This window comes from Roseovarius lutimaris (genome assembly GCF_900115165.1).
In the GTDB taxonomy this organism is placed as follows: domain Bacteria; phylum Pseudomonadota; class Alphaproteobacteria; order Rhodobacterales; family Rhodobacteraceae; genus Roseovarius; species Roseovarius lutimaris.
Window position 1 is genome coordinate 1 of the sequence record NZ_FOVP01000005.1, and the last position, 23,260, is coordinate 23,260.

Below are 23,260 nucleotides of genomic sequence, written 5' to 3' on the forward strand. Positions count from 1 at the left end.
TCCTATGGCGCCGCCATGAAGGAAATCGGCAATGCTGACCGCCAGATGACCGGACGCTGGCTGAACAATCGCGCCGAGAATTCGCATCAGCCGTTCCGACGACGAGAACGCGCCATGACCCGCTTCCGGCGTCTGCGAAGTCTGCAAAAATTCGCCGTCGTTCATTCTTCAGTTTTCAACCACTTCAATTCGGAACGAAGCCTCTCCAGCCGACAGATTTTCAAACAAAACCGAGCCGCTGCTCTTATCGAGTGGCGCGGTCTTTGCATGGCATAAAAGGCGGCCACCCAGACCTAGCTGAGACGAGTTCGAATTCGTCTGACACCACCGTCAGCGCGGCTATACATCTCGCGGTCCATCGCTTCCTTGTCGCCCTTGCGGGATCCGTTCCATTATGCGTGAGCCGGTCGAGAAGAGCGGCGCTCAGCCTTGTCTGCGTCGGGCTGTTCGGCATCTGGTCGGCGCTTTACGGTCACTAACTCCAACCGCTAGACGCAAAACGGCCCCGCCAGGATATCGGGCAGGGCCGTATCTCATCCTTGGGTCAAACCCGGTCTTGCCTAGGCTTGCGCCGCCAGAAACGCATCAATCCCGGCCTGGGCAACATCGCGATCCTGGGCAGGTGTGCCCGAACTCACGCCGATGCCGCCGACGACATCGCCGTCAACCATCACCGGAAGGCCACCGCCGACCACCATAAGGCGCCCGCCAATCGCCGAGGCGATACCATAGACCGGCGCGCCGGGCTGGCTGACCTCGCCATATTCATGGGTCGCTTTCTTGGCGCCCGAGGCGGTAAAGCTCTTGTCGATAGCGATGGTGATCGAAGTCACCTTGCCACCATCCATCCGCTCGAAGGCAACAAGGTTGCCGCCCTCGTCGGTGATCGCGATGCACATCGGCACGCCGATCTCTGCGGCACGGGCGCGCGCGCCCGCAAGCAGAACGCCCGCATCCTCAAGGTCCAGTCTTTTGATCGTCATCATGTCCGTCTCTCCTTCAGGCGGCCTTGGCCGCACGGCGCGCGGCATGCAACAGCGGTTCGGTATAGCCCGAAGGCTGTTCCACGCCCTTGAAAATCAGATCGCGCGCGGCATTGAACGCGACCCCGTCAAAGCCCGGCGCCATCGCCACATAGGCCGCATCGCCCGCATTCTGGCTGTCGACCTTGGGGGCCATGCGGCGCAGCGAGGCGTCCACCTCTTCGGGTGTGCAAATGCCATGCACAAGCCAGTTGGCCAGATGTTGCGCCGAAATCCGCAGGGTTGCGCGGTCTTCCATCAGGGCCACATCGTTGATGTCGGGCACCTTGGAACAGCCGATCCCCTGATCGACCCAACGCACCACATAGCCAAGGATCGACTGGCAGGAATTGTCGAGTTCACGCTGTATCTCCTCGCCAGAGAGGTTGCGCCCGATCATCAATGGCGGGGTCAGAAGATCCTCGCGCGATGCCCTTTCGCGCCCTTTCAATTCGCTCTGCAACGCCGCTACATCAACCTGATGGTAATGCGTGGCATGCAGCGTCGCCGCCGTCGGCGAGGGCACCCATGCGGTATTGGCGCCGGCAAGCGGATGGGCAATCTTGACCTTGAGCATCTCGGCCATGGCATCAGGCTTGGCCCACATGCCCTTGCCAACCTGACCCTTGCCGGACATGCCGGCGGCAAGGCCTGCATCGACGTTGCCCGCCTCATAGGCGGCCAGCCAGATGGCGCCTTGCATCTCGCCCTTGGGAATGACCGGCCCGGCTTGCATCGAGGTGTGGATTTCGTCACCGGTACGATCCAGAAAGCCGGTATTGATAAACACGCAGCGGTTTTTCACGGCCTTGATACAGGCCAGAAGATTGGCCGAGGTGCGACGCTCTTCGTCCATCACCCCGATTTTGACGGTGTTGCGCGCAAGGCCAAGAATATCTTCGACGCTACCATAAAGCGTGTTGGCAAAGGCAACCTCTTCGGGGCCGTGCATCTTGGGCTTGACCACATAGACCGATCCCGCACGCGAGTTGCGCGCGCCGGTCCGGGCCAGATCATGCATCGCGGCGGCCACGGTGACGGCGGCATCCAGCATCACTTCGGGGGTTTCCTGACCGTCCAGAAGCACCGCATCGGTGGTCATCAGATCCCCCACATTGCGCACCAGAAGAAGCGCGCGGCCCGGATGCGTCACCGGCCTGCCCGTAGGGTCAAGATATTCGACATCAGGGTTGAGACGGCGGGTGATCACCTTGCCGCCCTTCTCGACCTCTTCACTCAGGTCGCCGCGCATCAGGCCAAGCCAGTTGGCATAGACCAGGCACTTGTCCTCGGCATCCACGGCGGCAACCGAATCTTCGCAATCCTGAATCGCGGTCATCGCACTTTCGAGGCGAAGATCCGAAATGCCGGCGGCATCGTCTTTGCCAATCGGCGATGTGCGGTCTATGATGATCTCGATCAAGAGGTCATGCACCCGCAAAAAGATATTACCGTTCTCTTTGTAGCCCGCGAATTGGCTCGCATCGGCAAGACCGGTGACAGCCCCCTTGGTGGTGACGACAAGCGCGCCATCCGCGACCTCAAGTGCGGTGACATCGGCCCATGATCCCGCCGCGAGCGGGGCGACGCGATCAAGATGCGCGCGTGCCCAGGCAATGACCTTTGCGCCGCGCGCGGCGTCAAAGCCCTTGCCCTCGGGCTTGCCCTCAATCGCATCGGTGCCATAAAGCGAGTCATAAAGGCTGCCCCAGCGGGCATTGGCGGCATTGAGCGCAAAGCGCGCGTTCATCACCGGCACAACAAGCTGTGGCCCAGCGACGGTGGCGATCTCGGCATCGACATTCTGTGTATCGACCGAAAACGGTTCCGGTTCCGGCACGAGATAGCCGATCTCGCTCAGGAAGGCGCGATAGGCCGCGCCGTCAAGCTGCTGACCGCGCCGCTCGATGTGCCAGGCGTCGATCTTTGCCTGCAAATCCTGGCGCTTTTGAAGCAGTGCGGCATTGACAGGCCCCAGCTCGCGCAGCATTGCGGCATAACCTGACCAGAATTGATCGGCGGTGACATCGAGCAGGATGTCGTTCTCGATCAGCGCGGCAAGTGGTTCGGCAACTGACAGGCCGTGGCGCTCAACATATGTGGTCATATCCGGTCTCCTTTTATTTGGCTCGGGGGGTAACGCGGGATCGCGGAACTTGTAAGAAAAGGAAAAATGTTTTCCATTGTATGGAAAGGTATACCGAAGTGACTACCCCAAAGACAGAAGGCGTTCAATCCGTCGTGCGCGCGCTCAGGCTTCTCAAGCTCCTGAGCCTGAATGACGAGGGCCTGCGCGTGAGCGACATCGCGCGTCAGGCCGGGCTTGCGGTTTCGACCACGCATCGTTTGCTGACCACGCTCGAACGTCAGAATTTTGCCCAGTTTGAACCCGATCGCGCGCTCTGGCATGTCGGTCGCGAGGCCTTTGCGGTGGGGGCGGCCTTTGGGCGGCGGCATAATTTCGTGGCGCCTGCCCTGCCCTATCTGCGCCGGTTGCGCGATCTGACGCGCGAGACGGCCAATCTCGGCATTCTCGACCAGGACGAACTGGTGACCATAAGCCAGGTGGAAAGCCGCGAGATCATGCGCGCCATTTCGCCCCCCGGCGGGCGGGTGCCGACGTTTTGCTCGGGCATGGGCAAGGCGATTCTGGCCACGTGGGAGGATGCAGATATTGCGGCGTTCGTGGCGCGCACCGGGTTTCATCCGATGACCAAACGCTCGCATCGCGACATGACCACGGCGATGGTCGATATCAAACGTATCCGCAGCCGGGGCTATGCGCTTGACGACGAGGAACATGTGACCGGGTTGCGCTGTCTGGCGGCGGTGGTCTGGTCGGCGCAGGGCGAAGCGGTCTGCGCGATTTCGGTCTCGGGGTTGGCGGCGCGGCTGCCGGATGCGCGCCTTGACGCCATCGGAAAACAGGTAGCCGAGGCCGCGCGCGAGCTTACGCAAAAGCTTGGCGGTGCGCCGCCGGGTTAAGCAGGGCCTAATCAGGGCCGAGAAAATCCGCGAGGATCATGTTGAACAGCGCAGGCTTTTCCAGATGCGCCGCATGGGCCGTGCCCGGCACCACCGCCAGGCGCGCATCCGGCAGGCCCTCCCAGAGGGCCTGCACCTGTGGCCAGCGATAGGAGCGGTCGCCATCGCCCCAGATCACGAGGGCGGGCATGGCAAGCCCGGCCAATGCCGCGCGCCCGTCCCAATGCGCCATCGCGTCCAGCGCCGCGAGCGCCGTGGCGACACTCGCCTGACGGCCAAGCGCGGCGACAAGACCATAACCCTGCCCTGCCGCACCACGCCGAAACCATGTGGCGCCGATCCGGGCAATGGTGTCGGCCACACCATCCGCGCGCAGACGCTCACGCGAGGTTTCAAGCGGCTCGAACCGGTCCGGCATCATGCCAAGCGGCCCGGTGCCATATAGCACGAGCCGGGTGACTCGGGTCGGCGCAAGCCGCGCCATTTCCTGGGCAATCATACCGCCCATCGAATGCCCGAGCAGGGTAAACTCGGTCACGTCGAGATCATCCAGAAGCGCCAGAACAGCGCGGGCGAAATCGCCAATCCGATCCGGGCCCTGAAGGCCCGCATTGCCGCCACAGCCGGGCAGATCGGGCGCGATCACGTCAAAGCCCGGCGCGAAATGCGCGATCATGTCCTGCCATTGATCGGCGCCGCCAAGATAGCCATGCACCAGCACCAGCGGCGGCCCTGACCCGGCGCGCCGATAGCTCTGCGGCACGGCGACCGGTACGGCGCCTAGCGCATCTGATCGGGCAGCCATAGGGCGGTCTCCGGCCAGAGGATAAGAAGGGCGATCAACGCCACAAGCGCGCCGATGAAGGGCAGACAGCCCATGATGACATCGCCGATAGTGACCTGCCCGCGCCCGATGCCCTGAATGACATAAAGGTTCAGCCCCACAGGCGGCGTCAGCACCGCGATCTCCATGGTGATGGTATAGACCACCCCGAACCAGATCAGATCGAACCCCGCCGCCGACATCAGCGGATATATCGTCGGCAGGGTAATGAAGGTCATCGAGACCGGCTCTAGGAACATGCCAAGCACGATGTAAAACGCCAGCACGATCATCAGCACCACATAGGGCGAGAGATCAAAGCTCAGGAACAAGTCGGTGAATTGCTGCGGCACCCGGTAATAGGTCAAAACAAAGCCGAACAGCACTCCCGCCGACAACAAGAGGCCAAGATAGCCCATGGTGCGCATGGTCGCGAAAAGCGCCTCCTTGAAGCCCTGCCAGGTGAGGCCCCCGACCCCGAAGGCAAGGGCGACGGTCAAAAGCGCGGCCACGGCGGCGGCCTCGGTCGGGGTGGCGATGCCGGCATAGATCGCGACGGTGATCACCAGACCGATCAACAGGATCGGCCCAACGGTCGCCAGAATCTGCATCAGCGGCATGCGCATCGCGTCTTCGCTATCGGGGATGTCCTGCGGGCGCAGGATGCCCCAGACCAGCACCACACCCACAAAGGCGGAGACCAGAACCAGCCCCGGAATGACGCCGGCGATGAACAGATCGCCGATGCTCTGATCGGTGACAATGCCGTAAAACAAAAGGATCAGGCTAGGTGGGATCAACACCGAAAGCGTGCCCCCCGCCGCCAGAACCCCGGCCGAAAGGCGCTTGCCATAGCCAAGCCGAAGCATTTCCGGCAGGGCCACGCCGCCGATCGTCAGCGCGCCGACCATCGACGAGCCGCAAACCGCGCCAAACCCGGCGCAGGCCCCGATTGATCCATAGGCCGCAGAGCCGCGAATGCGCACGCCCTGATGCAGGAACTGGTAAAGATTGGGGCCGATCCGCGATTTGCCGATCAACTCGCCAAGAAAGACGAACAGCGGCACCGCCAGAAGGATATAGTCGATCCAAACCCCCCAGAGTTTGAGTTGCGACGAAACCAGCGATGTCTGAAAGCTCTGGATTTGCCAGAGAAACGGCAGGGACGCCGCCGCCAGAGCAAAGGGGATCGGCAATCCGATGGCGATCAGCACCATCAACAGACCCAAAAGGCCAAGACCAACCTCATACCATTCCATCTCAGACCTCCGATTTCAGGTCGCTGGCCGGTGTCACCACCAGACGCGCAAACCGCAATGCCGCGTAGATTGAAAACAGGACAAGCGCCGCCGCCCCCGGCGCCCAGAACGCATAGCGCGGCCAGAGCAGGATCTCGGATGAGGCCCCGGATTTGAACGCCCCGGTGGTGGCCTTGATCGCCGCCAGCGAGAAAAACAGCCCCACCGCCAGCATCAGCCCCATGTTCAGCAAGGCAAACCCCTTGCGCGCTCGCAGCCCGAACCGGTCGGTCAGCATGGTGACACGCGGATAGGCATCCTCGCGCAGGGCATAGGCGAGCCCGGCAAAGGCCACCGGAAACAGCAGGAGCGCGGTCGCCTCGGTGACCATCCGGTCGGGGGCGTTCAGGGCATAGCGGGTAAAGACGCCGTAACTGATCCAGACCATCTGGATCAGGACAATCGCGCCCCCCAGTGCGGCCATGAAGATCACCACGCGCTCAAACAGCGCGATCATACGAGAGAGGGACATGTGACTGCCTCCGATTATGCGGAACAGACCCGCCCCGGCCTTGCGCGGGGCGGGTCGATTTGGCGCGCCTTAAGGCGCGTGCGCGGCAAACAGCGCGCGGATATCACCCGCAAGATCGCCACCACAGGCCGTATCGACTTCTTTGTCCCAGGTGCCCTGCACACTGTCGATCAGGGCCATGCGCTGCTCCTGCGGAATGGAGACGGCAGCACCGCCCCCCTTCATCACCGCATTGCCGACCCGCTGATCAACCCAGTCCTCATAGCGCGGCTTGAGCCAGGTTTCGGTCTCGCTTGCAGCGGCCATGACGGCAGCCTGTTCATCGGCACTCATGCTGTTGAACTTGTCCAGATTCATCATGTACTGGATATTGCCGTAAAACAGGTTGGCGTTGACCATATAGGGCATCACATCCCAGAGCTTCCAGCTTGAATAGGTGGCAACACCCATGTTGATGCCGTCCACCACGCCGCGCTCGGCGGATTGGAACACCTCTTTGGGGGCCACGAAAACTGGCTGACCGCCCCAGGTTTCGATCATCAGGCTGACCAGCGGCCCGATCGAGCGCACGAGCTTGCCATCAAGCTTGCCCAGATCGTCGATGCCGTCCTCGAACCACCATTCCTGATCGTAGGAATAGTTCGAGTTGAAGACCGGCACCAGATTGACCTTGGCGGCCTCGTCCTTGACCAGCGCGGCATAGCCCGCGTCAAGCTCGACCTGGTTTTCCAGATCAATCGCGGCGGGGTAAAGCGAGGTCACCCGGTAGCAGGGCAAACGCTCATCCGCAGGAATCCAGCTCATGTCAGAGACGCCGCCCTGTACCGCGTCAACCCCTTCGGACCAGCCATGCAGCGTGGCCGAGGGAAAGATTTCAACCTTGACGCTGCCGCCGGTCTTTTCGCTGACCAGATCGGCGAAATGCACAAAGCCGTCATAGCGGATATCGGCCTCGTTCACATAGGTCGACAGGCGGATCACGGTTTCGGCGGTGGCGGGCATGGCGGTGGTTGCGAGAGCGGCGGCAATCATCGGGGCCAGCGCTTTGCTTTGAAGGGTCATGTGTCTCTCCTGTTGGATTGAAGAATGGGCTTTGACCGTTGATCGGCCATATTTTGATGTCTCAAGCCTAGGCAAGAACGGCGTCAAAATGCCAATTCAAACATGGTCTAAAACTATTCCGATCTTGCATGACGCCCGAAACCGCCGCATTCTGATCGCGATAAACGCGGGGATTAGGGCGATGGATATCAACTGGTTGCGAGACTTTGTCTGCCTTGGGCGCACGCTCAACTTTACCCGCGCGGCGGAAGAGAGAAACATCACCCAATCGGCCTTTAGCCGTCGCATCAAGTCGCTTGAAAACTGGCTTGGTGAGCCGCTTATTGACCGCGCGACCTATCCGGTGCGCCTGTCATCGGGCGGGGCGGCGTTTTTGCCGATTGCCCAGGATACCATCGCACAGCTCACCGAGGCGCGTCAGGCGATCCGTCAGGCCGCCAGCTCCGATGCCCGGTTTCAGCGTTTTGCCGTGCTGCATGCGATTTCGGTCAATTTTCTCTCGCCGCGTCTGGGGGCGCTTGAGGCGGCGCATCCCGAGTTGCGCACGCGGGTGATTTCCGACAGCCTTACAACCTGTTGCCAATTGCTGGCCGAGGGGTCTTGCGAATTTCTGATGTATTACCGCCATCAGGATGTGGCGCCAATTCTGGATGAGACGCAATTTGTGCGCAAGGATATCGGGCGCGAGATACTATTGCCGGTGGCCGAGGCCGGGGTCGCCGCGCGCAGGGGCTGGTATCTGCCGGGCAAGGCCGGGCAGGATATTCCATATCTGTCGTATGATCCCAACACGTTTCTTGGCACGGTCGTCGATCAGATCATCGGCAATCGCGCGACCTCGCTCTCGCTGCGTTACATGGATGCGTTGGCCGAGGCGCTCAAGCGGCGCACTCTGGGTGGAAGCGGCGTTGCGTGGCTTCCCGAAAGCTCGGTCACGCAGGACCTGGCCAGCGGTCAACTGGTGCGTGTCGGCGGGCGCGACTGGCAGGCACGGATGACGATTTCGCTGTTTTGCTCGCCCGAAAAGCTTGATGAAACCGGGCGCATGATCTGGGAAAGTTTTCCCGAGATCGCCTAGATGATCAGCGCCGAAAGCTCTTTCGCCGTGGCATGCATCGCGCCGCGATATTCAAGCGCGCGCGCGACATCGAACCGTTGGGTCGGGGCGTGAAACGCCAGCGTCGCAATCAACCGGTCGTTGGTCTCCAAAAGCGGCACCGCAAGCGCGATCATATCGGTCATGAATTCCTCGCGATCAAGCGAATAGCCCTGCTCCCTGATCGTGTGTATCTCGGCCAGAAGCCGGTCGATATCGGTGATGGTATTGGGCGTTCTGGCGACAAGATCGGTCGCCGCAAGATAGCGTTTAAGGTGCGAGGGCGCCAAAGAGCTAAGGTACATTTTGCCGCTGGCGGTGCAATAGAACGGCACCCGCGTGCCAACCGGAAGCTGGATGCGCAGGGGCCATTCGGTTTCGACCCGCTCGACATAGATCATCGCATCGCGATCCGGCAGGGCGATATTGCAGGTCTCGCCCACCTCGCGGCTCAGCTTTTGCAGGATCGCCTGACGGGCGGTCCTGATCCTGAGAGAGGACAGGATACCCCCCGCCATGGTGCGCAGGCGCGGCCCCGGCGAATAGCTTCGCCCGTCAAGATCGCGCTGCACAAAGCCTTCGTCCTCAAGCGTCAGGAACAGCCGGTGAATGGTCGGCTTGGGCAGGCCAAGCTTTGCATTTACCTCGGTTGGGGTCACCGGAACGCCGACGCGCGCCATCTCTTCGATCACCATCAACAGTCTCAGGTTCGTCGGGATGGTGTCGTGCTTGTCCTCGTCCATACCCGGCCTTTCATCAATGTTGTGGCAATAGCACGGTCGAGAAGAACGGCACCAAGGCTACCAGAATCCACACGGCTATCAATACCATAAGATAGGGCACCGTATAACGCAGCAACCTGAAATAGGGAACGCCGGTCACCCCGGATGCTACATAAAGATTCAGCCCATACGGCGGGGTGATGAACCCGATCGAGGCGCCCACAAGGAAGATCACCGAAAAGTGGATCGGATCAATCCCGACAGAGGCCGCAATCGGCGCCAGAATGGGCGCAAGGATGATGGTGACGGGAAGGCTTTCAAGCACCATGCCGGAAAAGAACACGATCACCATCGAGGTGAACAGCACCGCGTGATAGCCGCCCATCGAGGTCACGAAATCGCCGATCACCGCCTGTGCGCCAAGCAGCGACAGGATCTGCTGCATCACCACGGAGATCGCGATCAGCGGCGCAAGGATACCCGAGATCTGCGCCGAGCGCACGACAATCGACGGGATTTCGCGCAGGCGGAACCCGTCAACCACCAGCATCCCGGCATAGGACCGCTCGGTCGCGGGCAAATCGCGCTGACCGCGCATCAACTTGTTGAGCGGATAGCTGACCAGCCCCGCAATGACGCAAAAGCCCACGGTCACACCGGCCGCCTCGGTGGGTGAAAACTTGCCCGTGTAAATCCCCCAGAGCACCAGACCGATGGCGAAAAAGCCAAGCCACGCGCCAAAGGCGGTCTTGAGAACGCGGTTGAGTTGCAGCGGGATAAGATGACCCCAGCCGTTGATCCGGCAGATCACCCAACAGGCGAACTGCATGCCGATCACCATCATCGCGCCGGGCAGGATGCCGGCTACGAAAAGCTCGGAAATCGGCAGGTTCATCAGAAAGCCATAGACGATGAAAATGATCGACGGCGGGATGATGATGCCCACCGTGCCCCCCGCCGCCGCCGTGGCCGCGGAAAAGCGTTCGTCATAACCGCCCTTGACCATTTCAGGGTGCAGCATCGAGCCGATCGTCGCCGTCGTGGCGCTGTTTGAGCCCGAAATCGCCGCGAAAAGCCCGCAAGCCCCAAGTGCCGCCATCGCCAGACCGCCGCGCAGCCAGCCAAGACAGGCATAGGCAAAATCCGACAACCGGCGCGCAATGCCCGATTTATTGATCAGATCGCCGGTCAGAATGAACAGCGGCATCGCCAGAAGGGCGAACCCCTTGCTGAACACGTTCAGCAGTTCGGCCCCCATATTATCAAGCGTCAGCCCCAGAACAAAGGAACAGCCGATCACCCAATAGGCAATCACCAGAAACACCGGCACGCCCATCATGAAAAAGAACGTGACCCCGACCGAGATCAAGGTGACCCAAGTACCGTCGGTCATGCCGGTTCCTCCCCGATGATGGCCTGCTTGATCAGCGGCTCACCTGATTTGTATTTGGCGATATCTTCCAGCAGGTTTTCCAGCACCCGCGCGCTCATCAGCACGAAAGCCACCGGGATGGTCACCAGGAACCACCACAGCATGACATTGTCGGTGCCGCTCACGATCTGGAAATTGGTGGCAGAAAGCGCCGTGACCCGCATCGTGGCGGTAAACACAATCACGCAGAACCCGTACCAAAGCATCGAATCAAGCACGAGACAGGTCATCTGCCCCAGGCGCGGCATCATCGTGCGAAACTCGGCAAAGCTGAGATGGGTGCGCAGACGCACGTTATAGGCACAGCCATACCAGGCCATAATCATGAACAAGAGCGGCGGCACCGTGGTTGACCAGGGCACCTGCTGGTTCATGGCGAAGCGCCGGAACACTTCGACAAAGATGATCGCGGCGATCAGCAGATAGCTGTAGACCATGATCGTGCGTTCCAGATGCTTGTCCAGAAGCGGCACAAGCTTGTAAATCCAGAGCACAAGCATTGATCCCAGCAACAACAGGATACCGCCGAAAACCCAGGCCCCGGGTGTGCGCAGGGCCTGATTGATTTCCCAAGAATCGTTGCTGGCAAAGGCCGGAATGATGGCCCAGGCTTCGGACAGAATGGACATCCGCTAGGTTCCTTTTCGCTATGGGTCTGATGGCCGCGGGTGTGGGCCGGTGCAGCGTGCCGCACCGACCCTGATTGCAAAAGCTTTCGGCGAAATCCTAGCCTTTCCACCAGCGGCGCGGCTCGACATTCTCGGGCAGCATGTCGGCGGGCACTTCGCGCGCCACGTCATAGATTTCCTGATAGGTATCAAGACCGCCCGACCATTTGTTGAGGCGGTCGCGCCATTCGGTCCAGAGTTGCGGCTGAAACTCGGGGCTGCACATTTCCTCGGCCATCTTGATCTGATCATCGGCGAGGAAGGCGTTGCGCACGTTGTTCTGCGCAAAGATCGTGCCGGGCAGTTGCGGATCGCTAAAGCCGACGGTTTTCACCAGTGCCGCCTCGTTCGCCGCCTGCACATGGGTTTGCGCCCAATAGGACGATTCCATCACCGCATCCTGAAGATAGCCTTCAAGCCCGTCAAACACCGAGGCATTCATCGAGGTATGCTCGGTGCCGCAGAAGAACTTGAGATCGACGCATTGGCTTACCACTGGCGACATATTGGCATAGGCCACGGCCGAGGCCCATGTTTCGGCGCCATCAATCAGGCCCTGCTTGAGACCGTCAAGGGTTTCTTCCCAGGCGACCGGCACCGGGTTGAGGTTGAGCGCCTGCATCGCGATGCGGCCAAGCTGTGTGCCCGTCACGCGGTTCTTGGTGCCAAACAGCTGTTCAAGCTTGGTCACGGTCGGCTTGTCTTCCCAGCTCAGACCAAGCTGAATGCCGCGCAACTCGCAGTGGCTGAAGAGGAATTTCAGACCGTGGCGCTTTTCAAGCGGATCACGCAGGATTTCCTGGCTCTTGGGGTGATAGAGGAAATGATATTGCGAGGCGCGACCGGGGAACATGAAGGCATAGTCGAGCACGTTGAGATAAGGCGCACCACCGGCCGAGTTCTGGGTCGAGGCCGCATAGATGTCGACAATCCCCTGCTGGGTTTTCTCAACGCAGGACAGCTGACCACAAATCTGGTTGTCGCCGATGAATTCGATGCGGATCTCTCCATCGGTGCGCGCTTCCAGATCGCGGGCGAATTCCAATGCCCCGGCCCGCTCGATCAGCAGGTTGCGGGCGTTAAAGCCGGATGCGCCAAATTTCAGCGTATGCTTGGCCGGCTTGGAAAAGCGCCGCTCGTAGGTCGACTCGGCTGCGCTCGCCAGATTGGCAAGGCTCATCGCGCCACCAAAGCCGCCGGCGGCAAGCAAGGTCGAACTCATGCCATAACGCCCCGCAAGACGGAACAGATCCCGTCGCGAAATCTGGCCCATTTTGTGATTGATTCCCATTGTCATTCCTCCCTGAATTCCATTTTTGAGACTCTCAGTATCAAAAAAGGCTAGTATATTTCCTGCAACCTGCATAGACTTTTTTTCAACAACCTTCAGGAGGGGCGTATTTTGCAAGCGGATTATATCGTCGTCGGGGCCGGATCGTCGGGCTGTGTCATCGCCAACAGACTAAGTGCCGACCCGAAAACACGGGTCATTCTGATCGAGGCGGGCGGGCGCGATCTCAACCCGTGGATTCACATCCCGGTCGGTTATTTCAAGACCATGCATGACCCGAAACTTGACTGGTGCTATGAGACCGAGCCCGACCCCGGCCTGAACGGGCGCCGCCTTGAGTGGCCGCGCGGCAAGGTGCTTGGCGGATCGTCCTCGCTGAACGGGCTGCTTTATGTGCGTGGCCAGCCGCAAGATTATGACCGCTGGCGACAGATGGGCAATCGCGGCTGGGGCTGGGATGAGGTATTGCCGCTGTTCAAGCGCTCCGAGGATCAGGAACGCGGCGCGGATGAGTTTCACGGCACCGGCGGCAACCTGTCGGTGTCAAACATGCGCCTCAGCCGCCCGATCTGTGATGCCTGGGTCAAGGCGGCAGAGGCGGCCGGCTATCCGTTCAACCCCGATTACAACGGCGCCAGCCAAGAGGGCGTGGGATATTTTCAACTCACCACCCGCAAGGGGTTTCGTTGTTCCTCGGCGGTGGCGTTTCTGAACCCGGCGCGCACGCGCAAGAACCTGACCATCCTGACCCATGCGCAGGTCAAGACGCTGAGCTTTGAAGGCAGCCGCGTGACCGGCCTTGTCTACAACGATCGCGCCGGGGCCGAGCACAAGATCACCGCAAGCCGCGAGGTGATCCTGTCGGCCGGCGCGATCAATTCGCCGCAAATCCTGATGGTGTCGGGGCTTGGGCCTGCCGATCACCTTGCCGAGCATGGAATCACTGTGCGCCGCGATCTTCCCGGTGTGGGTCAGAACCTTCAGGACCATTTGCAGGCGCGCCTTGTGTTCAAATGCAACGAGACGACCCTGAATGACGAGGTGCGCAGCCTGCTCAACAAGGCGCGAATGGCGCTGAAATATGCGGTGTCGCGCACGGGGCCAATGGCGATGGCTGCCAGCCTTGCCACCGGCTTTTTGCGCACCGGCGATCATGTGGACACGCCCGACATTCAGTTCCACGTTCAACCCTGGTCCGCCGACAGCCCCGGCGAGGGCGTGCATCCGTTTTCGGCCTTCACCACGTCGGTCTGTCAGTTGCGCCCCGAAAGCCGTGGCCAGATCCGCCTTGCCTCGTCTGACCCAAAGACCTACCCCAAGATCCACCCCAATTACCTTGCGACCGAAACCGATTGCCACACCGTGGTCGAGGGCATCAAGATCGCCCGCCGGATCGCCAAGCATGCGCCGCTGACGGGGATGATCTCGTCCGAATTCCGCCCCGATGCCAGCCTTGATATCGACGACGACGCAGGCACGCTTGACTGGGCGCGCAACTTCTCGACGACGATCTATCACCCGACCGGCACCTGCAAGATGGGTCAGGGGCCTGATGCGGTGGTCGACGAGCAGTTGCGCGTGCATGGAGTCAGCGGATTGCGGGTGGCCGATTGCTCGATCATGCCGGAAATCGTGTCGGGCAACACCAACGCCCCCGCGATCATGATTGGCGAAAAGCTTTCTCAGATGGTGCTGGAGGACCACCGGCACAGCGCGGTGAGCGCCTGATCATCGCCCTGCCCCACCGGGCGCGCATCAGCCGGTAATCTGGCGTTTGATTTCGGCCGTCGTGGCCCGACAGCTGCGCGAAAGCTGGCCCCAGACGTCATGCGGCTCTTCTTTGTGCCCGACGCTGAAAATGCAGGTTTCGACCAGCTTTTCCATGATCGGCAGTAGAATCGCGACATCCTTGGGAATGAACCGCCCCTTGGTCATCGCCCGGCGGCACTCTTGCTCGGTATTCAAAACAAGCGTTGTTTTCTCGACCGGCGCGGTGGTGGCAAATGTCCCGAAATAGGCCGTCATCGCCTTGTCGAATTTGTCGATCCCCTCGCCATAGAACTTTTGATACGACGGATTTTCCGGGTTCGACTTGAGCAGGACGGTCTGGCGCGCAAAACTCTCGGCCTCTTTGAACAGGTTTTGCAAAAGGTCGGTGTGCGGGTAGGCCATGCCAGGTCACCAGTGTTTGAACGCGCGCTCTTACGTCGCGTCTGACCTTTGCATCACGGCCGCATCAACGCCTTGCGGTGGATCAATCCACTGGTGCAAAAGCATTTGGCTCACTATCTGGAAACACCGTCAGAGTCATGGTGCCGCAAGGCCTTGAAACTATGGAAAATATTGAGTGGATCACTCTCAGATCGACTCGGCCAGAGGCGATAGGCCAACTGAAATGGTGCGGTCGGAGAGACTCGAACTCTCACGGGTGTTACCCCACAGCGACCTCAACGCTGCGCGTCTACCATTCCGCCACGACCGCACGTGATCAGGTAGTTTCGCGCCGTATAGTCAAACGGTTGGGGCTTGTGAAGGGGCAAAATGCATTGCCCCTCCGGTTTTTCACGCCAGGGGTATTTGCCTCATTCCAAGGTAAAGGTCGGCAGTGTCGATGCCGGTTGAACCTCCGACGCACCGCCTGTGGCATTTGCCCCATCGGCCGGGAAGGCCGCCTTGCGAATAAGGGCCGTCCGGCCTGCGTCTCCGGGGGCGAATACTGGCTCTGCACCACGTTCCACGGCCTCGACCGCCCCCTGATACCACGCCAGGGCCAGATCAGGACGGCGCGTCGTGCCAAAGCCTTCGCTCAGATGGTGGCCCATCAATTCGGCGTAAGCCTCTTCGCCAAGCGCCGTCAGCAACAGAGCCGAGCCGAGCGCCACATTCATGTTGTCGATCCGGTATCCCACCGACAGGCAAATCTTGGCTGTTCCCGAAAGCTGCGCGGGCGACTGCCCGGATTGCAGAACGAATCCGCGCACCTCGCGCACGACCTCATCCTTGGGGCTGAGCGACAAGGCCGCCACATGATCGCGCATCGCCGGCCCAAAGGCACGGCATTGATCCTCAAGTTGCGCGGGCGACACGCCTTTGAGGCTCGCCGCCATGGTCTCGCCCTCGGCAATCGCATAGGTCCGGGCCAGGCAAAACTGTTCGTTCAACGCAAAGCGCGCATCGCTCAGTGAGGCCGCCGTTACGAACCCGCCATTCGAATTGGTCAGCAAACTGACTTGATTGCAATGCGAGGCCAGCGACGGGCCATCCCCGCCCGAAGCCATCAGATTGGGCAGCGCCGCCAGCCCGACCTCGGGTTCTGGCACCTGCGCCTCTTGCGGAATCGCAGCCATCACAGGCGCCTGCGCCGCCGGGACAGGCGCCGGGGCCGCCGCATAGGTCTGTGGTACGCCGACCGCCTCGTCACGATAGGCATGCAACAGCCCACGCGTGCCCAGACCGCGTTGCGCGATCAACTGTGAGGTGGCGGCGCCACTGCTTTGAGCGCGGTAATAAGAGCTGATCAGGAACTGTCGCTCGTAATCGGCGAGATAGCCGGTGGCCGGATAGCCCATATGCGCCTGAAATTGCGAGACCGCGTTGCGCGTGTTGCGCCCGCGCACGCCATCCGGGGTGCCCGCCGGAAAGCCGAAATAATTGAGCGATGTCTGTTCTTCACGCACTTGCTGGCGCGCCACGGAATTGACCGGAGCGCGATAGGTTTTGCGCGGCGTCCTTGCCCTTGTGGTTGCCCGCTTGTTCTCGCGCGCCTTGGCGCTCTCGTTTACAATGATCCCGCTCACCGCCCCGCCGACAAGACCGCCGACCAGACCATCGGCAAAATCCGCCGCCGCGCGCGTTCCGGGCATCGCAACCATGCTGGCCGCAACCGCGCTCATGACAAATCGCTTTGTAAACATCTTTCATCTCCCCTAATCAGGTGCAGCACACGTTTTCTCAATTATAGCACATTCTTCCCCCCATATCCGCACAGAGTCGAGCCTTGCCCCTCACAATACCCTTCGCAACTGATGAAAACGGCGTTGAATGGCACCGCTCAGAGGGGCTTGTGCCCTATCTGGCCGCTGTTGCCGCCATGGAAGAGCGCGCCGCGCGAATCGCTATGGGCGACGCATCCGAGTCGATCTGGCTTTTGGAACATCCGCCGCTCTATACCGCCGGCACCTCGGCCAAGCCTGCCGACCTGACCGATCCTGATCGGTTTCCGGTCTACCCATCCAAGCGCGGCGGGCAATATACCTATCATGGCCCCGGCCAGCGTGTGATTTACGTGATGCTTGACGTGGGCAAGCGCGGGCGCGATGTGCGCCGTTTTGTCGAGCAGCTTGAAAACTGGGTGATCGCGACGCTTGCCGAATTCAACGTGACCGGCGAAATCCGCGCGGGGCGCGTCGGTGTCTGGGTCGTGCGCGATGACAAGCCGCTAACCGTCACCGGGAAAAAACCCGAAGACAAGATCGCCGCCATCGGCATCCGGCTGCGCAAATGGGTGAGTTTTCACGGCATCTCGATCAATGTCGAGCCGAATCTGGACCATTTCACCGGCATCGTGCCCTGCGGCATCACTGAACATGGCGTCACGAGCCTTGTGGATCTTGGCCTGCCGGTGGCGATGGATGATCTGGATGTCGCCTTGCAGCGCTGCTTTGGTCGGATTTTTTGACGGCGCGACCTGCCGCCGATTTCAAACTTCGAGGTTGCAAGCCCCTGTTGCCGGGCTATGCTTAGAGCCACGGATAGACCAAACCGCTAATGAGGTATCTTATGAAGACCATTCTTGCAGCTTCCGCCACGCTTATCGCACTAAGCGTTCCCGCCTTCGCCGAGGGCGACGCCGAAAAAGGCGAAAAGGAATTCAGAAAATGCAAGGCCTGCCACATGATCGCCTCCGACAGCGAAACGATCGTGAAGGGCGGCAAGACCGGCCCCAATCTTTATGGCGTGATTGGCCGCACTGCGGGGTCTTTCGACGGCTTCAAGTATTCTGACGGTCTGGCCGCCAAGGGCGAGGAAGGGCTTGTCTGGGACGAGGAAGAACTGGCCGCCTTTATTACAGATCCCAAGGAATACCTGGGCAGCCGTTCAAAAATGACCTTCAAGCTGCGCAAGGGCGCCGACGATGTTGCCGCCTATCTGGCGACCTTCTCGGAATAAGCCGCCTCTCGACCAACACTGCAAAGCGCCGCGCAAACCCGATTTGCGCGGCGCTTTCGCGTTCGGGTGATCGCCACAAGAGGCCGTAAAACAGCGCTTGGGTCGGCTGGACCCTGCCTGCCGAATTGGATGTCCAAGGCTTGAGCGTCAGAGAGCTTTGACTTTCATGTCACGATACTGGTCCAAAACTGCGATAAACGGCAAAGCTGCCGTTTGCGCGGATCGCAGCGAAGGTGTGGAAAGAGCCCGAAGCGGACCACGGGTGAAAGTGAATTCACGCTAGAATGGAATTAGACCTTACCACTAGAAACATCAAAGAGCCTCCGCTCCCTCAAGTTATTGTAGAAGATCCAGCGCTACCTAACATTTGACCGGCACCCATAATTCGCTCTTAGGCCGACCGGTGTTGCCAGCCAAGCTTTTATGAAATGCGGAATCATATCCAACCCATTCACATTTTGGATGGGCTGAAACGGCTTTCTCGGCCAAAGCAACGCGTTGTGGAATGGAAAGAGATGTATTCATTGCTGGACTGTTTGTGTTCTTTTCAAAAAAGAGAAATAGCGCTGCATCTGCGCCGGAGCTATGTTTCAATCCACGAGTGACAAGCCAGTTAATTGGGGTGCCGTCCACGATGATTTTAGCACCATTGCTACGTGTTTCGCTGAAACCATCGGATGCCAAACCTGTTCCGGACGATGATCCGCCACAGGCCGACAGGGTCAAGCATAAAACCAACGAAATTACACCAAATTTTTTCGACGACACACGCATTTCTTTCTCCAGTTAGTTAGAGCCGTTTGTGGATACAACGTTGTAATGTTCACCGCAGCCTCAAATAAAGTCTATATAAATAGCCAGACTCTTGATTGAATTTGGCGTGGTGATCGAGCATGCTTGTCCTGTCTGGGTGACAGGTGCCCGTCTGCGGTGACAGTGGCCTTGTCATCTAGCGCGCCATCTAGAGCAGCGGTACTTGATGAGCCAACCTGCCGAAATTTTGATGCCTTGATAGTTTCGGGTTTTACCATTGTAGGAAGTGGCGAACGAACCATCACTGTGATCCTCTGTTACTGTGCCGCCAGAGCAAACGGTTTTTTCCAACACCTCCTTCGCCATCTTAACGATCGACGAACGATTCCGCTTTGCGTGAACTCTGCCCGATACCGGATAATCATTGCCTAAGGTAATTCTTCTACTCCGCATCAATCCTATGTCGTTGGTTCCCCACTGCTTGGGCTTGATCCTGCGCGAATCGATGCGCATTATGATTGGCACGGCAAAGCCTTTGCCGCTTTTTGAATACTTCTGACGAACACCAATTCTGAAAATAGGATACACTTTGTAGAAGTTATCCTGCTGGTGGACATAGTAGGTCTGATATTCATAATACTTCAAGTTGAACTTTCGCCAATTATTCGGACGGCGCGGAAGTTCTGCGGGTATGTCAAAGGGGCCAAACTCTGCGACATCCATTATGCCAAACAAAGGTTGCCCGTCAGAGCTGTGCGTGGGCTGAGACAAGACTGGAAAAGTGCTCGCTAAAAAGCACAACACAGGGATCATGGCACGATCTAACGATTTGCCCATATGGTTGCCTACCTTGCAAATTATGATTTATCGGGAGATACTATTGTTGAATGCGAGTTGGTAACCCATATCCTTGTTCGTCCGCCGAGCTTCCACTCGTACCCAAGTATCTGTTTTTTGTCCGGCTGAAACCATCACATTACTGATATGAACCCTTTCAACAGCTAAGTTGAATTTCCAACAATCATTCCATACATAGTATTGTGATTGAGAAACTGCGGACAAGCATGGAAATACTCTTAGACTCGCTTATTGATTGGCTCCATAAAGCGCTCAAGAGGCGTGCATTTCTCAAATGGCTGTTGATTGGCGTTGTTATTGGCGTCGGTTGGTGGATTGCTCGTCTTGCGTGGGCACCCTAGTCCCTAATCTACATAAGTCAAATGTCCACTTTGTCCGCATTGCCGAGCTTGGCGCAAGCCGTGATGAAGGTCCGGTCTGGGTCAGAAATGCCCGAAATTCGGGCCAATAGTGCCTGACAGACCAACGCGGTTTGAGTCTGGAGCTTCGCTACGCCGAGTCAAAGATGTGCGACGTTCCACACCAAGGGCAGATTTCCTGATTTTAACCGGCGATTTACCCGGTGGCGTGCATAATCGCAGGTGCCAGGCCGCCCCTGCCCCCGTTGCAAGGGTCTGTGGTGCCAATCCGCAAGGGGTGCGACAAAATTCTTTGATCTGGATCAATTTCGCGCATTGCCGCGCCCGGGCATCCGCTCTAAAACCTAAAGGGATCACAGGCGTGTGAGACCGGCTCTCACGTCACGCTTGGCAACACACCAGCAGGAGGCAAACAATGGCAGATGCAGCCATTCACGGCCACGAGCACGAAGATCAGCGCGGGTTTTTCACCCGGTGGTTCATGTCCACGAACCACAAGGATATCGGCATCCTTTACCTGGTCGTTTCGGCAATCGTCGGCCTGATTTCGGTTCTTTTCACCGTTTACATGCGGATGGAACTCATGGAGCCGGGCGTTCAATACATGTGCCTTGAAGGTGCGCGTTTTATCGCTCAGGCCACGGCGGATTGTACGCCAAACGGTCACCTGTGGAACGTCATGATCACCTATCATGGTGTCTTGATGATGTTCTTCGTCGTGATTCCTGCGCTTTTCGGCGGCTTTGGCAACTATTTCATGCCGCTGCAAATCGGTGCGCCGGACATGGCGTTCCCGCGGATGAACAACCTGTCATTCTGGCTTTATGTTGCAGGCACCTCTTTGGGTGTGGCCTCGCTTCTGGCGCCGGGCGGCAATGGCCAGCTTGGGTCGGGCGTTGGCTGGGTGCTTTACCCGCCGCTGTCGAGCAATGAGGCCGGCATGTCGATGGATCTGGCGATCTTTGCCGTGCACGTCTCGGGCGCAAGCTCGATTCTGGGCGCGATCAACATGATCACCACCTTCCTGAACATGCGCGCACCGGGCATGACCCTGTTCAAGGTTCCGCTGTTTGCCTGGTCGATCTTTGTCACCGCGTGGCTGATCCTGCTGTCGCTGCCGGTTCTGGCGGGTGCGATCACCATGCTGCTGACCGACCGCAACTTTGGCACGACGTTCTTTGATCCTGCCGGTGGCGGCGACCCGATCCTCTATCAACATATCCTGTGGTTCTTTGGCCATCCCGAGGTGTATATCATCATCCTTCCGGGCTTTGGTATCATCAGCCACGTGATCGCCACCTTCTCGCGCAAGCCGATCTTTGGCTATCTGCCGATGGTCTGGGCGCTGATCGCGATCGGCGTTCTTGGCTTTGTCGTCTGGGCGCACCACATGTACACTGTCGGCATGTCACTGACCCAGCAGAGCTATTTCATGCTGGCCACGATGGTGATCGCGGTGCCAACCGGCGTGAAAGTGTTCAGCTGGATTGCCACCATGTGGGGCGGCTCGATCGAGTTCAAGCCGCCGATGCTCTGGGCGTTCGGCTTCCTGTTCCTGTTCACCGTGGGCGGCGTGACCGGTATCGTTCTTAGCCAGGCGGCTGTGGACCGGGCCTATCACGATACCTATTACGTGATCGCGCACTTCCACTATGTGATGAGCCTTGGGGCCGTGTTCGCGATCTTCGCCGGGATCTATTTCTACTTCGGCAAGATGACTGGTCGGATGATCCCCGACTGGGCTGGCAAGCTTCACTTCTGGGCGATGTTCATCGGGGCGAACCTCACGTTCTTCCCGCAGCACTTCCTTGGCCGTCAGGGCATGCCGCGCCGCTATATCGACTATCCCGAGGCGTTTGCCTTCTGGAACTACTGGTCGTCGGTCGGCGCGTTCATTTCCTTCGCCAGCTTCGTGTTCTTCTTCGGGATCGTGATCTACACGCTGATGCGTGGCGCCCGGATCACCGAGAACAACTATTGGAACGAATACGCCGATACGCTGGAATGGACCCTGCCCTCGCCGCCGCCCGAACATACGTTCGAGCAGCTTCCCAAGCGCGAAGACTGGGACAAGGTGCATGCGCATTAAGCCTCGGCTAACATGAAAAACGCAGGCCCCGGAGAAATCCGGGGCCTGTTTTCGTTCGGGGGGCATCCACGTCTGTCGGCTGAGGTGAGCCGCGTGGGTTTCACCCACCCTACGTGCATGCCTGACGTAGTCGCCCGCCTATTCGTCGCATTCCCCCATTCACCCCAAGGCGTGCGCATGCTATGCCGCCACCATGGGCACAGACCGCCCCAAGACCCCGGAGCGCGCCATGAGCCATGAAATCCGCCTCGCCTTTGAGCACCCGTCCGAACGTGCGCATGCCACCGCGCCCGATGGCCCGCTTGACCGGATATCGGTGCGCGATCACGTGGTCGAGGTCGAGATTGGCGCCTTTCAGGCCGAGCGCGGCACCACCCAACGCATCTCGTTCAGCGTTGTGGTCGAGGTCCGCCCCGTCACCGATCCGCTGGAGGACGATGTCGACCGCATACTGAGCTATGACAAGGTGACCGAGGCCATCGCCGCAGAACTCGCCGCAGAGCGGCTTAACCTTCTGGAAACCCTGGCCGAGCGGATCGCCGAACGCATCCTGTTCGAGCCGCAAGCCGTCCGCACCTTTGTACGCATCGAAAAGCTTGACCGGGGCCCCGGCGCGCTTGGCGTTGAAATCGTACGCTCGGTTGATGACCTTGCCACCAAACCCGCCAGCCCGCATGCCGATACGACCCTGCATCCTCATGTGGTGTTTCTGAGCAATCCGGCGATCCGCTCGCCCAATCTGGCGGCCTGGCTGGATCAGCTGGCGGCGCGTGCCGAGCCGGTGATCCTCTGCGTCGGGCGCGCCGACCTCAGCGCACCGCAGACCGGCCACCGCATGACCCAGCGACGGGTTGACCTTCTGGCGATGGAACAAAACGCCTGGGTGCTGGGCGGGCGCGATGACCGCTGTGTCGTGGTTGCCACACGGACCGAGCTTGACTGGGCGATGAAGAACGGCCAGATCAGCGTCTGGGCGCCCTCGAAAATCGTGCTCGACGCTGTCGACGGGCCAGGCATGAGCACCGATGATCCGGTCGCCCTTGCGGCGTGGTTTGCGGGCCATGTCGAAGCCTCTGACCTGTTGATCATCGGCGAGGCTGCGCCGACATCCTGCTCTGTAGCGGTGTACCTTCAGGACATCGCGCAATCGGGGCTGTGACC

At 59.6% G+C, this 23,260-nt stretch carries 22 protein-coding genes and 1 tRNA gene; 8 read left to right on the plus strand and 15 right to left on the minus strand.

The annotated features are described in order from the left end of the window. The coding region (locus tag BMZ91_RS05335; protein ID WP_143076303.1) for a DDE-type integrase/transposase/recombinase at nucleotides 1–276 on the plus strand (276 nt) is incomplete at its 5' end. 284 nt (nucleotides 277–560) lie between these two features. On the opposite strand, the gene BMZ91_RS05340 is transcribed toward BMZ91_RS05335, so the two are convergent. Both BMZ91_RS05340 and BMZ91_RS05345 read right to left on the minus strand, forming a co-directional pair. Then, nucleotides 561–986: a GlcG/HbpS family heme-binding protein gene (locus BMZ91_RS05340; protein WP_092835882.1), complete on the minus strand. Its 426-nt coding sequence runs from the start codon at nucleotides 984–986 to the stop codon at nucleotides 561–563. Nucleotides 987–999: 13 nt separating this feature from the next. Continuing rightward, nucleotides 1,000–3,129, minus strand: coding sequence for a malate synthase G (locus BMZ91_RS05345; RefSeq protein ID WP_092835548.1), 2,130 nt, complete (start codon nucleotides 3,127–3,129; stop codon nucleotides 1,000–1,002). A 98-nt stretch (nucleotides 3,130–3,227) separates the two neighbouring features. Here BMZ91_RS05345 and BMZ91_RS05350 point away from each other — a divergent pair, with 98 nt between their 5' ends. Continuing rightward, the gene (locus tag BMZ91_RS05350) at nucleotides 3,228–4,007 is read left to right on the plus strand and encodes an IclR family transcriptional regulator (protein WP_092835884.1); all 780 of its coding nucleotides are present in this window, start codon (nucleotides 3,228–3,230) and stop codon (nucleotides 4,005–4,007) included. A gap of 7 nt (nucleotides 4,008–4,014) precedes the next feature. Here BMZ91_RS05350 and BMZ91_RS05355 read toward each other — a convergent pair whose 3' ends face one another. From BMZ91_RS05355 to BMZ91_RS05370, 4 genes are all read right to left on the minus strand, one after another. Then, nucleotides 4,015–4,812, minus strand: a complete 798-nt coding sequence (locus BMZ91_RS05355) for an alpha/beta fold hydrolase (protein WP_092835550.1) — start codon at nucleotides 4,810–4,812, stop codon at nucleotides 4,015–4,017. Beyond that, nucleotides 4,788–6,089 (minus strand): TRAP transporter large permease, encoded by a 1,302-nt coding sequence (locus BMZ91_RS05360; protein WP_092835552.1) that lies wholly within the window; start codon nucleotides 6,087–6,089, stop codon nucleotides 4,788–4,790. The genes BMZ91_RS05355 and BMZ91_RS05360 overlap by 25 nt, the downstream gene beginning before the upstream one ends. Nucleotide 6,090: 1 nt before the next feature. After that, nucleotides 6,091–6,600 carry a TRAP transporter small permease gene (locus BMZ91_RS05365; protein ID WP_092835554.1) on the minus strand — a complete coding sequence of 170 codons (510 nt, stop codon included), beginning with the start codon at nucleotides 6,598–6,600 and terminating at the stop codon, nucleotides 6,091–6,093. 69 nt (nucleotides 6,601–6,669) lie between these two features. Next, nucleotides 6,670–7,662 carry a type 2 periplasmic-binding domain-containing protein gene (locus BMZ91_RS05370; protein ID WP_092835556.1) on the minus strand — a complete coding sequence of 331 codons (993 nt, stop codon included), beginning with the start codon at nucleotides 7,660–7,662 and terminating at the stop codon, nucleotides 6,670–6,672. 181 nt (nucleotides 7,663–7,843) lie between these two features. Between BMZ91_RS05370 and BMZ91_RS05375 the strand changes: the two genes are divergently transcribed. Continuing rightward, complete coding sequence (locus tag BMZ91_RS05375; RefSeq protein ID WP_092835886.1) at nucleotides 7,844–8,740, plus strand: LysR family transcriptional regulator; 897 nt, start codon at nucleotides 7,844–7,846, stop codon at nucleotides 8,738–8,740. On the opposite strand, the gene BMZ91_RS05380 is transcribed toward BMZ91_RS05375, so the two are convergent. The 4 genes from BMZ91_RS05380 to BMZ91_RS05395 all read right to left on the minus strand — a co-directional run bounded on the left by BMZ91_RS05380 (nucleotide 8,737) and on the right by BMZ91_RS05395 (nucleotide 12,871). Beyond that, nucleotides 8,737–9,501, minus strand: coding sequence for an IclR family transcriptional regulator (locus BMZ91_RS05380; protein WP_092835558.1), 765 nt, complete (start codon nucleotides 9,499–9,501; stop codon nucleotides 8,737–8,739). The two genes, BMZ91_RS05375 and BMZ91_RS05380, sit on opposite strands and share 4 nt — an antisense overlap. 13 nt (nucleotides 9,502–9,514) lie before the next feature. Further along, a complete protein-coding gene (locus tag BMZ91_RS05385) occupies nucleotides 9,515–10,873 on the minus strand; it encodes a TRAP transporter large permease (RefSeq protein ID WP_092835560.1) in 1,359 nt (452 codons plus the stop codon). Continuing rightward, nucleotides 10,870–11,541, minus strand: a complete 672-nt coding sequence (locus BMZ91_RS05390; protein WP_092835562.1) for a TRAP transporter small permease — start codon at nucleotides 11,539–11,541, stop codon at nucleotides 10,870–10,872. The genes BMZ91_RS05385 and BMZ91_RS05390 overlap by 4 nt, the downstream gene beginning before the upstream one ends. Nucleotides 11,542–11,638: 97 nt before the next feature. Beyond that, complete coding sequence (locus BMZ91_RS05395) at nucleotides 11,639–12,871, minus strand: TRAP transporter substrate-binding protein (RefSeq protein WP_092835564.1); 1,233 nt, start codon at nucleotides 12,869–12,871, stop codon at nucleotides 11,639–11,641. A gap of 111 nt (nucleotides 12,872–12,982) precedes the next feature. Between BMZ91_RS05395 and BMZ91_RS05400 the strand changes: the two genes are divergently transcribed. Next, complete coding sequence (locus BMZ91_RS05400) at nucleotides 12,983–14,599, plus strand: GMC family oxidoreductase (protein ID WP_092835566.1); 1,617 nt, start codon at nucleotides 12,983–12,985, stop codon at nucleotides 14,597–14,599. Between the two features lie 27 nt (nucleotides 14,600–14,626). Here BMZ91_RS05400 and BMZ91_RS05405 read toward each other — a convergent pair whose 3' ends face one another. The 3 genes from BMZ91_RS05405 to BMZ91_RS05415 all read right to left on the minus strand — a co-directional run bounded on the left by BMZ91_RS05405 (nucleotide 14,627) and on the right by BMZ91_RS05415 (nucleotide 16,764). Next, a complete protein-coding gene (locus BMZ91_RS05405) occupies nucleotides 14,627–15,043 on the minus strand; it encodes a hypothetical protein (RefSeq protein ID WP_092835568.1) in 417 nt (138 codons plus the stop codon). Between the two features lie 224 nt (nucleotides 15,044–15,267). Beyond that, nucleotides 15,268–15,353, minus strand: a tRNA-Leu gene (locus BMZ91_RS05410). A gap of 100 nt (nucleotides 15,354–15,453) precedes the next feature. Then, nucleotides 15,454–16,764: a peptidoglycan-binding domain-containing protein gene (locus BMZ91_RS05415; RefSeq protein ID WP_245736213.1), complete on the minus strand. Its 1,311-nt coding sequence runs from the start codon at nucleotides 16,762–16,764 to the stop codon at nucleotides 15,454–15,456. Nucleotides 16,765–16,868: 104 nt separating this feature from the next. On the opposite strand from BMZ91_RS05415, the gene lipB reads away from it, so the two are divergent. Both lipB and BMZ91_RS05425 read left to right on the plus strand, forming a co-directional pair. Beyond that, entirely contained in the window at nucleotides 16,869–17,549 is a 681-nt protein-coding gene (lipB, locus tag BMZ91_RS05420) for a lipoyl(octanoyl) transferase LipB (RefSeq protein WP_092835572.1), read from the plus strand. A gap of 101 nt (nucleotides 17,550–17,650) precedes the next feature. After that, nucleotides 17,651–18,040 carry a c-type cytochrome gene (locus BMZ91_RS05425; RefSeq protein ID WP_092835574.1) on the plus strand — a complete coding sequence of 130 codons (390 nt, stop codon included), beginning with the start codon at nucleotides 17,651–17,653 and terminating at the stop codon, nucleotides 18,038–18,040. 360 nt (nucleotides 18,041–18,400) lie between these two features. On the opposite strand, the gene BMZ91_RS21050 is transcribed toward BMZ91_RS05425, so the two are convergent. Beyond that, a complete protein-coding gene (locus tag BMZ91_RS21050; protein WP_143076304.1) occupies nucleotides 18,401–18,814 on the minus strand; it encodes a hypothetical protein in 414 nt (137 codons plus the stop codon). A gap of 171 nt (nucleotides 18,815–18,985) precedes the next feature. Beyond that, complete coding sequence (locus BMZ91_RS05430; protein ID WP_092835576.1) at nucleotides 18,986–19,630, minus strand: hypothetical protein; 645 nt, start codon at nucleotides 19,628–19,630, stop codon at nucleotides 18,986–18,988. A 795-nt stretch (nucleotides 19,631–20,425) separates the two neighbouring features. Here BMZ91_RS05430 and ctaD point away from each other — a divergent pair. After that, nucleotides 20,426–22,099, plus strand: a complete 1,674-nt coding sequence (gene ctaD, locus BMZ91_RS05435; RefSeq protein WP_092835578.1) for a cytochrome c oxidase subunit I — start codon at nucleotides 20,426–20,428, stop codon at nucleotides 22,097–22,099. Between the two features lie 229 nt (nucleotides 22,100–22,328). Then, nucleotides 22,329–23,258 (plus strand): dihydroneopterin aldolase, encoded by a 930-nt coding sequence (locus tag BMZ91_RS05440; RefSeq protein WP_092835888.1) that lies wholly within the window; start codon nucleotides 22,329–22,331, stop codon nucleotides 23,256–23,258. Nucleotides 23,259–23,260: the final 2 nt, after the last annotated feature.